Source organism: Corynebacterium glutamicum ATCC 13032, assembly GCF_000011325.1.
In the GTDB taxonomy this organism is placed as follows: domain Bacteria; phylum Actinomycetota; class Actinomycetes; order Mycobacteriales; family Mycobacteriaceae; genus Corynebacterium; species Corynebacterium glutamicum.
The window spans coordinates 3,219,776-3,233,208 of record NC_003450.3; the positions used below are offsets into that span (position 1 = coordinate 3,219,776).

The 13,433-nt window shown below is 55.4% G+C and carries 12 protein-coding genes; 5 read left to right on the forward strand and 7 right to left on the reverse strand.

Annotation, left to right across the window (positions count from 1 at the left end; all coding sequences use genetic code 11):
* Nucleotides 1–2,859 carry a leucine--tRNA ligase gene (gene leuS, locus CGL_RS15035; RefSeq protein WP_011015573.1) on the reverse strand — a complete coding sequence of 953 codons (2,859 nt, stop codon included), beginning with the start codon at nt 2,857–2,859 and terminating at the stop codon, nt 1–3.
* Nucleotides 2,860–2,947: 88 nt separating this feature from the next.
* Between leuS and CGL_RS15040 the strand changes: the two genes are divergently transcribed.
* Nucleotides 2,948–3,379: a YbaN family protein gene (locus CGL_RS15040; RefSeq protein ID WP_011015574.1), complete on the forward strand. Its 432-nt coding sequence runs from the start codon at nt 2,948–2,950 to the stop codon at nt 3,377–3,379.
* Here the strand turns inward: CGL_RS15040 and CGL_RS15045 are convergent.
* The 5 genes from CGL_RS15045 to CGL_RS15065 all read right to left on the reverse strand — a co-directional run bounded on the left by CGL_RS15045 (nt 3,312) and on the right by CGL_RS15065 (nt 7,909).
* On the reverse strand, nt 3,312–3,677 hold the full coding sequence (locus tag CGL_RS15045) for a HigA family addiction module antitoxin (RefSeq protein WP_011015575.1): 366 nt from the start codon (nt 3,675–3,677) through the stop codon (nt 3,312–3,314). The two genes, CGL_RS15040 and CGL_RS15045, sit on opposite strands and share 68 nt — an antisense overlap.
* Nucleotides 3,678–4,214: 537 nt before the next feature.
* Complete coding sequence (gene nagL, locus CGL_RS15050; RefSeq protein ID WP_003855155.1) at nt 4,215–4,940, reverse strand: mycothiol-dependent maleylpyruvate isomerase NagL; 726 nt, start codon at nt 4,938–4,940, stop codon at nt 4,215–4,217.
* Nucleotides 4,941–5,780: a fumarylacetoacetate hydrolase family protein gene (locus tag CGL_RS15055; RefSeq protein ID WP_004567937.1), complete on the reverse strand. Its 840-nt coding sequence runs from the start codon at nt 5,778–5,780 to the stop codon at nt 4,941–4,943. It abuts the gene before it with no gap.
* A gap of 5 nt (nt 5,781–5,785) precedes the next feature.
* The gene (locus tag CGL_RS15060) at nt 5,786–6,913 is read right to left on the reverse strand and encodes a cupin domain-containing protein (RefSeq protein ID WP_011015576.1); all 1,128 of its coding nucleotides are present in this window, start codon (nt 6,911–6,913) and stop codon (nt 5,786–5,788) included.
* A gap of 219 nt (nt 6,914–7,132) precedes the next feature.
* Complete coding sequence (locus CGL_RS15065) at nt 7,133–7,909, reverse strand: IclR family transcriptional regulator (protein WP_004567940.1); 777 nt, start codon at nt 7,907–7,909, stop codon at nt 7,133–7,135.
* A 64-nt stretch (nt 7,910–7,973) separates the two neighbouring features.
* Between CGL_RS15065 and CGL_RS15070 the strand changes: the two genes are divergently transcribed.
* Nucleotides 7,974–9,308 (forward strand): MFS transporter, encoded by a 1,335-nt coding sequence (locus CGL_RS15070; RefSeq protein ID WP_011015577.1) that lies wholly within the window; start codon nt 7,974–7,976, stop codon nt 9,306–9,308.
* Nucleotides 9,309–9,344: 36 nt separating this feature from the next.
* Nucleotides 9,345–10,673: a 3-hydroxybenzoate 6-hydroxylase gene (locus CGL_RS15075; RefSeq protein ID WP_011015578.1), complete on the forward strand. Its 1,329-nt coding sequence runs from the start codon at nt 9,345–9,347 to the stop codon at nt 10,671–10,673.
* 603 nt (nt 10,674–11,276) lie between these two features.
* Here the strand turns inward: CGL_RS15075 and CGL_RS15085 are convergent.
* Nucleotides 11,277–12,515 carry a dicarboxylate/amino acid:cation symporter gene (locus CGL_RS15085; protein WP_011015579.1) on the reverse strand — a complete coding sequence of 413 codons (1,239 nt, stop codon included), beginning with the start codon at nt 12,513–12,515 and terminating at the stop codon, nt 11,277–11,279.
* A 306-nt stretch (nt 12,516–12,821) separates the two neighbouring features.
* Here CGL_RS15085 and CGL_RS15090 point away from each other — a divergent pair, with 306 nt between their 5' ends.
* On the forward strand, nt 12,822–13,334 hold the full coding sequence (locus tag CGL_RS15090; RefSeq protein ID WP_003855171.1) for an SdpI family protein: 513 nt from the start codon (nt 12,822–12,824) through the stop codon (nt 13,332–13,334).
* A 42-nt stretch (nt 13,335–13,376) separates the two neighbouring features.
* Nucleotides 13,377–13,430, forward strand: coding sequence for a trp operon leader peptide (gene trpL / locus CGL_RS15555; protein ID WP_020948662.1), 54 nt, complete (start codon nt 13,377–13,379; stop codon nt 13,428–13,430).
* Nucleotides 13,431–13,433: the final 3 nt, after the last annotated feature.

A 13,433-nucleotide genomic window follows, 5' to 3' on the forward strand; every position in this document is an offset into this window, starting at 1 on the left:
TTACTTCACCACAAGGTTAACCATGCGTCCTGGAACAACGATCTGCTTGATCAGGTTCTTGCCGGAGATTTGCTCCTGCACCTTCTCGTCGGCAAGCGCTGCCTCGATGACCTGCTCCTGGCTGGCGTCGGCTGCAACGGTGATGCGACCGCGGACCTTGCCGTTGACCTGGACTGGCAGTTCGATTTCATCGTCGGTGAGCCATTTTTCCTCAAAGGTGGGGAATGGTTCGTAGGTGACGGTGTCGTCGTGGCCGAGCTTCTTCCAGAGTTCCTCCGCGATGTGTGGTGCGATAGGGGAGACCATGACGATCAGTGGCAGGACTGCGCCAGCTGGGATGGTGTCTGGGTATGTTTTGGTCAGGTAGTTGACGTATTCGATGAGCTTGGCAACCACGGTGTTAACGCGCAAGTTGGTGTAGTCGTCGCGGACGCCTGCGATGGTGCGGTGCAGTTGCTTGTTGTCATCGTCGGTGAGGACTTCATCGCGAGTGAGCACTTCGCCGGTGTTTTCATCGACGACGAGACGCCACAGACGCTGGAGGAAGCGCTGCGCACCGACGACGTCCTTGGTTGCCCATGGACGGGAGGTGTCCAAAGGTCCCATGGCCATCTCGTAAACGCGCAGGGTGTCAGCACCGAAGTTGTTGCAGATATCGTCTGGGGCAACGGCGTTCTTCAGGGACTTGCCCATCTTTCCGTATTCCTGGTTGACTTCTTCGCCCTGGTAGAAGAACTTTCCGTCCTTCTCTTCGACATCATCGGCAGGCACGTAGACGCCACGGGAATCGGTGTAGGCGAAGGCCTGGATGTAGCCCTGGTTGTACAGGCGACGGTATGGCTCCTTGGAGGAGACGTGGCCCAGGTCGAAGAGGACCTTGTGCCAGAAACGTGCGTAGAGCAGGTGGAGAACTGCGTGCTCGACGCCACCGACGTAGAGGTCTACGCCGCCTGGATCGTTTGGTCCGTGGGTTTCTGGGCGTGGGCCGGTCCAGTAGCGTTCATTTTCGATGTTGCAGAACTGCTCATCGTTGCTTGGATCGACGTAGCGCAGCTGGTACCAGGAGGAACCTGCCCACTGTGGCATGACGTTGGTGTCGCGGGTGTACTTCTTCTTGCCATCGCCGAGATCGAGTTCCACCTCAACCCATTCGCGGGCCTTAGCCAGTGGTGGGGAAGGCTCGGAGTCTGCGTCTTCAGGGTCGAAGGAGACAGGCTTGTAGTCCTCTACCTCTGGCAGCTCGACTGGAAGCATGGAGTCTGGCAGAGCATGTGCTTGGCCGTTTTCGTCGTAGACGATTGGGAAAGGCTCGCCCCAGTAACGCTGGCGAGCGAACAGCCAGTCGCGCAGCTTGTACTGGATGGTGCCGCGGCCAAGTTCCTTTTCTTCCAACCATTCGATGGTCTTGGCAATAGCCTCATCCTTGGCAAGGCCGTTGATATCCAGGCCGTTGTCGTTCGCAGAGTTGACTGCTTCGCCAGATTCGGTGAAAGCAGCCTCTTCGATGTTGCCACCTGCGACAACTTCCTTGATAGGCAGACCCAAAACGGTGGCGAATTCGTAGTCGCGCTCGTCGTGAGCAGGAACCGCCATGATGGCGCCGGTGCCGTAGCCGGTCAGAACGTAGTCAGCGATGAACACTGTGATCTGATCGCCGTTGACTGGGTTGGTCGCGTAAACGCCCAGGAAGACGCCGGTCTTTTCCTTGTTTTCCTGACGCTCCAGGTCGGACTTCGCGGCGATGGAGGCGCGGTATGCAGCGACAGCTTCCGCAGGGCTCGCCTGGCCATTGGTCCAACGGGCATCAACGCCCTCGTAGGAACCAGCCTTCTCCAGCAGCACGTCGACCAGCTCATGCTCAGGTGCAAGAACCATGTAGGTCGCGCCGAACAGAGTATCTGGGCGGGTGGTAAACACGGTGACGGTTTCGCCCTCTGCACTGAAATCAACTTCAGCGCCGCGGGAACGGCCAATCCAGTTACGCTGCATGGACTTGACCTTCTCAGTCCAATCGAGCAGCTCCAGATCATCGATCAGACGATCCGAGTACGCGGTAATGCGCATCATCCACTGGGACAAATTCTTACGGAAAACAGGGAAATTGCCACGCTCGGAACGGCCGTCCGCGGTCACTTCCTCGTTTGCCAACACGGTGCCCAAGCCTGGGCACCAGTTCACGGTGGAGTTCGAGCGATAAACAAGGCGGTAGTCATCCACCGCTTTTTGCTTTTCGACGTCTCCCAGCGCGTTGTAATCCGCCCCGTCCTTAGTCTTCAGCTCGCCGGACTCCAGCAACGGAATCAGCTCACTGATGGGACGTGCCTTCTGCTGCTCTGCATCGAACCACGAATTGAAAATCTGCAGGAAGATCCACTGAGTCCACTTGTAGAACTCAGGATCCGTGGTGGCCACCGCACGACGGGAATCATGGCCAAGACCCAGCGCACCGAGCTGGCGCTTCATGTTCTCAATGTTGGCCATGGTGGTGGTGCGTGGGTGTGTACCGGTTTGGATCGCGTACTGCTCTGCTGGCAGTCCGAAGGCGTCATAGCCCAAGGTGTGCAGAACGTTCTTGCCCAGCATGCGGTTGTAGCGGGCGAAAACATCCGTTGCGATGTAACCGAGTGGGTGGCCTACGTGCAGGCCAGCTCCGGATGGGTACGGGAACATATCCTGGACAAAGAGCTTGTCCTCAGGAAGTGCTTTACCGTCCGCAGGCGCTAAATCACCCACTGGGTTGGGTGCGTTGAATGTGCCGTTGTCAGTCCAGTAATTCTGCCACTCACCTTCGATCTTGTTGGCGAGTTCCGGGGTATAACGGAACGCCAGGGGAGTGGTGCCTTCGCTCGGGTTAGTCATGGTTAAACAGTGTAGTAGGTACACGGGACATCTCATGTGTGGAGGGCAATTCTTCCTCCCCTCAATAAGTAGATAGACTTGAAGAATTATGTGGAAACCACTGCTTATCGCCGTCGGACTGCTCAGTCTTGTCTGCGGAGCAATCGGCGTTGTATTGCCAGTTATCCCCACGACTCCGTTTTTATTGCTGAGTGCTTTCTGTTTCACGCGCAGCTCAGAGCGGTTGCATAATTACCTGGTCTCGCACCGAATCTTTGGCGAGTACATCTCCAATTACTACAACCACGCGATGACCCCGCAGCATAAATTCCGCACACTTTTGACACTGTGGTGCGGAATTATCCTTTCCTGCTTCCTCATCGGGGCAACCATTCCGTGGATCATCTTGCCGCTGATTGCCACCGGCGTGAGCATCCACATCATTCGTTTGAAGCCCCGACCAGAGGCGACTCCTACTGCGAGCTCTCCTGAAGCGGATTCAGGGTCCGAGCCACATTTTGCTGACGATCATAAGGCTTGATCGCTTCCAACAGTGTGCGCGCATCTAAATACGTCACCGACAGGTCGTAGTGGGTCTGCAAGTTGAGCCAAAACTGTGGATCGGGACCTAAATAAGCAGCTAAACGCAGCGCAGTGTCTGCCGTGATTGCGCGTTTGCCGTGCACGATCTCATTAATCCTGCGTGGTGGCACTCCTATTGCCCGCGCCAAGCCGTTTTGGGACAGCCCCAAAGGCTCCATGAATTCCTCACGGAGGATCTCTCCCGGCATCACTGGCCGGTCATTGTTGTTGCGTTCGCCTGCGTCCTGCACCGGCATATCGCCCCCAGTCATTTTCTAGTTGAGATTCATTATCATAACGCTTGACAGTACAACTATGTCGCATGGGGTACCTTCAGCGTGTTAACTGCAAAATGACGCATTGCGTCATACCCCAAAATCATCTTCCTTACCTATGACGCAATACGTTATGGGTAAGGGAATCACACCTTGGAACACCTAGTAGCGAAAGTGATTTTTTACAGGTTTACATCCCGAAAACCGACCCAAAAAAATTCCGAGAAAATCCCATCCTTGATCCAGTCATGGATACGGCACCCCCCTTTTTTTTAAGGCGCCTTTGAACAAGTTCCCGCCCGCGGTTTAAAATTCCCCAACCCAAAATTTTTTAGAAAATAAGCCAAAAAGTAACCCCTCAGTTTCGCCCCTGCCACCCAAACAGAGACCAACCCATGCCAATAGTCATTTGATGGATCCCAAAGCCTTAAAACGCCAATGAAGGCCGATTTCAGTGAAAGAGATAAAAAATGACCACATTCCCGCAAAGGAACATGGTCATTTAAGAATGTGTGGAAACTACAGCCAGCGCGGTGGCTCTGGAACCTCTCCAGTGGAAGAAGTGACTCCATCGGAACCGCGGCCAGCGGCGTAGCGAACAATGCCTGCAAGGCTACCGGACACTACTACCTCGTCCTGCCCTGGGGCGGCGGGGTAGCGAGTGCTGGAGGGCTCGTCGAGAAGCACAAGTCCCTCGCCGGCTCCTTGGCTTGTCCACTTTTGTGTGATTTCTGCAGCTAAGGTGCGCAGGATGACCTCTGGGATGTCGCCAAAGGTTGCCACTGCACCGAGGTCAACTGCGTGGATCCAGACTTCGCGGGAACGCATCCACAATGTTTCACTAGCTGGGACAGTGCGTCCCTGAGCTGTCAGAACCTCGTGTGACCAAGCATCTTCAGACGTTTCACGCCAAGCCACGTCCAGGCGTGCGACGGAGTGTTCATGCAGGTTACGCAACGCATCGGGATTGAGCGTGGAACCGTAGGCAATTTCCTCGTTGCGCGCTTCTGGCGACACGTACATTGGGGTTTCCTCACCAGTATTTGCCCAGTGCATGAGGTTGCACAGTGCGATGGCGTTGTATGCCACGTGGGCAATGAGGTGGGAACGAGTCCACCCTTCTAGCAGGGAATGCTCGCCGAACTCAGCGTTGTCCACGAGGGAGAGCTGACGGGAGTAGTGGGATGTGCCCAACCTGGCCAGTGTCAGCCGCTCCTCCAGCGGAAGATCGTGGAAAGTTGTCATTTATTCAAACACCGTCTTGTTTTCAATGAAGCCGAGGCCCGCAATCTCAACCTTTACGGTTTCGCCGTCACCGATGTAGCGCTGTGGGTTACGTGCGTGGCCAACGCCGCCTGGGGTACCGGTGACAATGACGTCGCCAGCATCCAATGGGTAGATGTGGGTGATGTATTCGATGAGCTTTTCTGGGCTAAAGACCAGGTCATTGGTAGGGGTGGACTGTACCTTCTCGCCCTCGAGGTAGGTTGCCAGCTCGCCGCCGAACTCAAAAGAATCTGGGGTAGTCATCCAAGGCCCGAAGCCAGCGGACTTTTCCAAAGACTTGCCCTGGTGCCACTGTGGAGTCTTTGCAGGTGCTGCGTACTGGAAATCGCGGGTGGTGTAATCGTTCATCACTGCGTAGCCAGCGATGTACTCAGCAGCATCGGCCTGCTTGACACGGCGTGCGCGCTTGCCAATGATAACTGCCATCTCGCCTTCCCAGTCGAGAGCCTTGTTAGCCCACTCTGGAACGACAACATCATCGAAAGGTCCGATGAGCGCGTCAGGGAACTTAACAAAAAGGGTTGGGGTATCAGGGAGGTCGCGGCCCATTTCTTTAATGTGGTTGGCGTAGTTAAGGCCGACGCACACAATCTTCTTAGGTGCTGGAACTACTGCATCTAGCTCCTTGTTTTCAAAGGTCACAGCCTCACCAGCAGCGTTTTCTGCCAGCTCGCGCCAGTTGGATTCCTGGAGTAATTCACCGACGTTGGCAAAGCCCTCGATGGTGGTAGCGGTGTTTTCAGATTCAACACGAGCAGCAATGGTGGTGCCGTTGGTGCGGATTGTTGCAAGACGCATAAGTTCTAGATTCCTTCCGGAGTAAAAGTACGTGCGAGGTTAAGGGCCTCGAAAATTGGTGTATCAGAGAAGCAGAACAAGTCGACGCCGTCAGAGCCAGCGACGATATTCCACTTCTGCCACGACGGTACATTGATCACATCGCCGTGGTTAGCTTCAAAGGTTTTATCTCCAACATTGATTGTTGCGGAACCCTCAAATACCTGGAAGCAACGGTTTCCTACCTCATGAATGGGGGCAGTGGATGCACCTGGGCGCAGGCGGTGGAACTCCGCGCGGATGGTGGTCATGACATCGCCACCGGTAGTTGGGTTGGAGAAGCGAATCGCAGCATGTCCCGGCGCGACTGTTCCTGGGTGTCCTGCTTCTTCCAATGCCAGCTGATCGTTGAGTGCTGCGTCGGTGTGCTCCCAGGCGTAGCGCCCAATTGGTGAGTAGGAAGTTTTTCCTGGGAAGGAGACTGGGCGAAGTCCTGGGTGGGCCCACAGGCGTTCTGAACGGGAGAGGTCTGGGGTGGATTCGTCAGTGAGTTTTTCGGTGCCGTACTCAAAGAATCCGGTGTCCATTTGGTAGGCAAATGGGATATCGAGCCCGTCTAGCCAGGCCATTGGCTCGGTCGCGATGTTGTGGTGGCCGTGGTAGTTCCAGCCTGGGGTGAGCAGGAAGTCGCCGCGTCGCATTGGTACTGGATCGCCGTTAACGACAGTCCACACGCCTTCGCCTTCGATAACAAAGCGGAATGCGTTTTGTGAGTGGCGGTGCTCTGGAGCGTTCTCACCCGGAGCGAGGTACTGAATTGCTGCCCACAGGGTAGGGGAGATGTAGGTATTGCCGTCTAAACCTGGGTTTGCCAGGCCAATGGCACGGCGTTCGCCACCGCGCCCAACTGGAACGAGTTCACCGGAGCGCTGCGCGAGCTTCAGGAGTTCCGCCCAATCCCACTTGTGTGCCACAGCTCGTGGTTCCGGGTGGTTTGGCATCAACCCACCGATTTGAGTCCACAGGGGCTTTAGATGCAGGTCATCCATGCGTTTATACATGGTGTCCAGCTCTGCCTGCTCTTCTGGAGTTGCGGGTGGGACTTCTTGCTTGACGTGTTCAGTTGCGTAATCGTTTTTACCTGGGGCGCCCATTGTTGGAGTCCTCCTTTACGGATGTTGTAGATGCGTATGAAGGGTGTGATTGCCCTTGAGATAAGCAATCCCCAACACCTGCATACGTCTAGCCCTTGAAGTGTTTGTGACTTCGAACATATTGGGCTTTGAAAGGTGACTCAAGATAATTCCGCTATGTGGAATCTAAGTATTCCCCTCAGGAAACGGGGGTGTGACAGCTCTGAAAATTCCCCCCATTCACCCTTTTTCGGGCACTCGGTAATCAGCTAAAGCCTTGTTCAGATCCCGCATATGTCGTTCCAAAACCTGCACCGCCTTCGGATAGACCTCCCGGAACCGATTCGACGGCACAGCCACTGTAATTGCACCTAAAACATCACCCACATCGTTGAGTAAAGGCTCCGCAACTGCACTAACGTCCTGCTCAAAGAAGCCAAAGTTTGCGCCATGGCCTCGATCCCGGGTCCTGCGAAGACGCTTTCTTAAATTCTCAAATTCCTCATCGCCCAGGCTGGAATACAGTGCCCGAAGCTCCCGGGCTGACATCTCTGCAAGCATCACTAATCCACCTGAATTTTGGATGGCGGGCATGACTTGACCTCGGCGATTGCCCACGCGCACCGGCAGGGAACCTTCAACACTGTGAATAAAGTGAACGCTATCTCCCTGCAGAATCACCAAGTGGGTTGTTTCGCCAGTTTCCTTGCCGATTGATTCCATGTAGTGGCTGCATTTTTTCGTCAAGTCAGCGCCAAGGCCTGGCTGCAGCGCGGAGGTCGCCAATGCAGAGCCTGGAAGGTAGGTGCGGGACTCGCTTCTGACTGCAAAACCCCGGTAGACCAGCATTGACATGGATCGATGGATCGTAGACGCGCCCACCCCAAGGGTTTCGGCGGCACCGGAAATGGTCAAACTTCCAGAGTCACGGAGCAGCAAAATGAGCTGCAATGCAATGTCGACAGAGCTTAGAAATTCTTTCGGGGGTAACCCCTGGGTGGGGGCGACGTTATCCATAATCACTCTTTCCAGATAGCGGAATCCCTTTGATTGTAACTTGGCTCACCTCGATTATGTGTTTATGACATCACACGCACCAGAATCGGGAGGACTTGTGACAGAGTCAACTCTCGGAGCATCGAATAGCTCCCAAACAATTGAAAATAAAGGCCTCACCATCTTGGGCATCAGCGGCCGACGCTTGGCTGCGGTGCTCATTGGCTGGTTTTTTGTCATTTTCGACGGCTACGACCTCATTGTGTACGGCACCGTCCAATCGGCCCTGGCTAAGGAGTGGAACTTAAGCTCTGCAACGCTGGGCACCATCGGCTCCACCGCGTTCTTTGGCATGGCGATCGGCGCTGTGTTCATTGGTCGACTGTCAGACCGCGTGGGCCGAAAAGCAGCGGTGATTGGATCCGTGCTGATTCTCTCTGTCTTCACCATGCTGTGTGCATTTGCTCCAAACCCATGGGTGTTCGGCGCTTTCCGTTTCATCGCAGGCCTTGGTCTGGGCGGCTTGGTGCCTTCAGTTAATGCGATGACCTCTGATTTGGTTCCACGTAAGACCATGTCAGCGTGGGCAACGGTGATGATGTCGGGCGTTCCCATCGGTGGTTCTATCGCGGCTGTGCTGGCACTTGTGGTTGTTCCTTCCTCGGAGGAGTGGGGCTGGCGCTTCATGTTCCTCATCGCGTTGATCCCACTGGTTGTCGGCTTGCCGATCGCCATGAAGGTCATTCCTTCCGATAAGGCCATCAAGGCGGATCACGACATTAGAGAAGGCCACGATGAGCCAGCAGGTTTCAAGGATCTGCTTGTCGATCGCTACCGCTGGATCTCCATTTGGTTCGCGCTCGCCACATTTGTCACCCTGCTCGCGTGGTACGGACTGGGCACATGGTTGCCTCGCCTCATGGAAACTGCAGGTTATGAGTTCGGCCATGCATTGATGTTCACCCTGGCTCTGAACCTCGGTGCAGTGATCGGATCCGTGGTTACTGCGTGGGCCGGCGATCGCTTCGGGCCAATCCGTTCCGGTGTCATCGCTGCAGGTATCGCCGGTATTGCACTGCTCCTGCTGCTCACTTACCCGCCTGTCACCGCGGTTTATGTCATTCTCATTTTGGCTGGCGTGGGCACCCACGGCACTCAGATCCTCATCATTGCAGCTGTCGCCAACTTCTACCCAAGCAACCTGCGTGGCACAGCACTGGGCTGGGCGCTAGGTGTAGGTCGTATTGGTGCTGTTGTGGCCCCGCAGCTCGCTGGCCTGCTGCTGGCATGGAACTTGGGCGTGAACTCCAACTTCATCATGTTCGGCACCGCTGCGCTGCTCTCTGCGCTGGCTCTCAGCGTGTTGCTGCGCCTGCAGAAAACCTACAGCGTCACCCACAAAGTCGAAATCCAAGGCTAACCCCCTTTTTCAACTCACAGTTAGGAAACTTCACCCATGTCTCTTCCACATTCTGATGAACTCCGCGGCCAAAAGATCATTATTTCCGGTGGCGGAATTGGTGGCGCAGCAGGTGCACTTGCGCTTGCTTTGCGCGGTGCCGATGTCACTTTGTACGAACGCGCAGCTGAGTTCAAGGAGGTCGGCGCTGGCCTCCAGATCGGTCCGCACGGCTGGCGAATGCTGGAATCCTGGGGTCTGCTCGACCAAATTGTCGTGGCCGGCTACCTCCCAGAAGACATGCAGTTCCGCGACGCTGTCAACCGCGAAACCATCCTGACCATGCGTTTCGATGAAGAATTCCAGCAGCACTACGGCGGTCGCTACCTGGTGATTCACCGCTCTGACCTGCTCAACATCCTGGTCACCAACGCCGAAGCAGCGGGCGCGAAGCTCCACAATGGCGTCCTGGTCACCGATTCCCGCACCGTCGACGGCGGTATCGAGGTGGACATCGAATCCTCCATCAACAAGGGCGAAGATAACAAGACTTTGCTTGTCGACGCCTTCCTCGCCTTCGACGGCATCCACTCGGTCATGCGCAAAAAGCTTGTCGACGACGCCCCCGTCGCCTCCTCCTACGTCGCCTACCGCGGCACCTCCAAGCTGGCAGAAGACGCCGAAATGAAGGACCTGAAATCCGTCATCGGCTACATCGGACCACACGTGCACTTCATCCAATACCCACTGCGCGGCGGAGAACTCCTCAATCAGGTCGCCGTCTTTGAATCCCAGCGTTACCTCGATGGACGCACCGCCGGCGACATCCCAGAAGACTGGGGCAACCCCGAAGAATTAGACCGCGCCTACAACCACTGCGACCCCTTCATCCAGGACCGTCTGGACACCCTGTGGCGCAACAACTGGTGGCAAATGTCCGACCGCGAGCCTCTAGAGAACTGGCGTATCGGCCGCATGTTGCTGCTTGGCGACGCCGCCCACGCACCCCTCCAGTACCTCGCCTCAGGCGCGGTCATGGCCATGGAAGACGCCGAGGCTGTCGCCCTCTTCGCTGCCGACGCTGCGCGTGCTGGCAACCTCGATTGGGAAGAGGTACTCGCAGAGGTGGAAGCTGAACGCCGACCACGCTGCAGCCGCATCCAAACCGTAGGCCGTTTCTGGGGAGAGCTCTGGCATGTGGAAGGCACCGCACGTCTCATCCGCAACGAAGTTTTCCGCCAAGCAGACCGCAATGGCTGGTTCATCTATGCAGACTGGCTGTGGGGTTACGATGCATCCAAGCGTGCCCACATCGCCAACCCTGAGCTCGGAGAAATGCCACAAGCACTGAAGGAATGGCGCTACGCCCTCCTCGAACAGAAATAGCAGCCTCACCTGTTAAGGGAAAATTGTGTGCTTTTCCCAGGCAGGCTCTTTAATGTCGAGTTCTTAAGTTCGATTTCTTAACAGCGATTTCAGTCGGAAAACCGGGGAAAACCGAGCGAAATCGCTGTTGAGAAATTGAGCTTGAGGTATTGGAACCATGAACTCGACACCGTGAAATCGCAGTTAAGAAACAACCGCGAAATATGGGCGTTTAAGGCGTCGAGGTTTCCGTATGGGTGTGAGTCTAGGGAGAGCCAGTTAAGGCCCTTAGAAGCGATTCTGTGAGGTCAAACTTTTAGGGATCTCGGTCGTGAATTCACCCTTTTCGAGGCAGACCAGACAGGCGTGACAAGATTGGCGAAAAAGCCGAGGTTTTGGCACGTGTGTCCGGTTTCCAATCCCCTAAACCAGACAGACGTGCCAAAACCTGGCGAAAATCCAGATTCTTGTCACGCCTGTCTGGTTTCTCCTTTTGAGCGACCCAAACCACGCCCGAACCACCGTTCCACAGCCCCCACGAACCCTCAAGACAGAAAAGATCGCACCAGCCGCATCGAGCTGGTGCGATCAAACCGCAGTAAAAACTACAGAAAATGCGGGTTTCTACTTGTGATGTTCCACATCCGATGGAGTGATGTCGAAGGCAACGCGGTCGTCTTCTTCGATTTCATCTGGGGAAGTGGTGTGCAGCTGGCCCTTGGCGAATTTGTTCACGATGACTGCGATTGCGCCGTCGCCGGTGACGTTTGCTGCGGTGCCGAAGGAGTCAATCGCGATGTAAGCGGCGATCATGAGGGCGACTTGTTCGGTGTTGAATCCGAGCATGGAGGCCAGCATGCCGGTTGCTGCCATGATGGCTCCGCCGGGAACGCCTGGTGCGGCGATCATGGTGATGCCCAGCATGAGGAGGAATCCGATGGAGAGGCCGACGCCTACTTCCATGTCGTACATGAAGACAACAGCGAAGGTGAAGAGGCCGATCTTCATCATCGATCCAGCTAGGTGGATGGTGGCGCACAGTGGGACAACAAAGCCTGCGACGTTGACATCAACATCGTTTTTCAGGGTCTGCTGGTAGGTCACTGGGATGGTTGCCGCTGAAGAGGAGGTGCCCAGTGCAGTGAAGTATGCAGGGAGCATGTTTTTGAACAGTTTCCATGGGTTCTTCTTGGATACTGCACCAGCGATAATGAACTGGATGGCTAGGAAGAGCAGGGTTCCCACGACGGCGAGAATCAGTACCTTGCCAAAGGCGGACATGATCTCCAGGAGGCCACCGTTCATGCCCATGCCGAGGAAGATGCCGAAGATGAAGAGTGGCAGCAGTGGGATGACAAAGGCGGTGATGGTCTTCATGACTACGCGCTCGAGTTCGCGGGTTACCTTGAACAGGGTGTCTGATTTAATTACAGCCATGCCCAGGCCGAGGCAGAATGCCAGCAGCAGTGCGGTCATCACTTCAAATGGTGGTGGCATCTCGATGTTGAAGTAGGGCTGGAGGGCACCTGCATCAAGGTCGATTTCGGTGACGCTTTGGTGGTCTTTCAGCAGCCATGGGTAGAGCGCTTGGGATGCTCCGTAGGCGATCAGACCGGAGAAGACGGTGGACGCGTAGGCGATTGCTGCAACAATGCCGAGCCATTTGCCAGCGCCTCGGCCGAGCCCTGCAATGGCGGGGGCGATGAGGGAGAAGATCAGCACTGGGATGAAGAAGCCCAGAAAGTTGCTGAATAGGCCGTTGAAGGTGGTGAAGATCTCAGCGAGCCACACCGGGAAGAAGAGGCTGCAGATGATTCCGAGGATGATGGCAACGATCACTCGGAACAGCAGCGACGAGCTCATGCTCTTTATGTCCATGGTTGTTCCTTATTTCTAATCAGGTGCTGTCTGAGCAATGCTCGGCAGCGCGTGATGGAATTTTGTGTGCGGCTTGGAAGTGACGGGTCACAAGGACAGCTCGTGTAGACCCTGCCTGGAGCCTTGACAAACTCCACCAAACAACTGCGACGTGTGTCAGATTACTGCAGGCTTGTGGTCAAACCTAGTTCTTTGGAGGCGGAGCATCATACCTTTTAATGTCAGGATCGTGCAGTGAAGAATTCAGGATGAATTACTCGCTGGAATATTGGTGGGGATAGAGTTGTTGTTATGACGGTGATCGGAATTATTCTTGGCAGCCTTTTTGGCGTTCTTGCAGTCCTTCTCATCGTGGTTGGTGCTTTGGGGTGGGCGGCTAAGCTCCCTGGCAACCCGGTTGTGGGCATTCGTGTCCCTGAGGTGCGTAAATCCCAAGAATTGTGGGATATGGCGCACCGTGTCGCTGGCCCGTTGTGGGTGCTGTCGGGAGTTTCCTTTGTTATTGCATCGCTAGTTGCGTTTGTTGCTTCTGGTTGGATGTGGCTTGTTGTGGCGTTGGGTGTTGTGGCTGCCATCGTGTTCATTGGTATGGGTGCGGGTATGGCTGCGCATACTGTTGCGATGGTTGACGCGAAGCGCAGTCGCGAAACCCCGCAGGCGCCTGTTTCCGCTGAAATTGAAGAGGCCGGTGGTGTGACTATTACCTCGCCGATTATCAACAAGACTCCGCTGAATGCCCCCAAGATTGACTTGGATGCAGTGCGTAGAGCTGCGGAAACTACGCAAGAACCCAAAAATGATTAATAATTGAGACAAGCTTCCCACTATGTGATAAAGTCCCATTTTGTGAATAACTCTTGTCTCAGTCAAAGCACCCAGTGGTGGTGGCGCGCTAACTAAGCG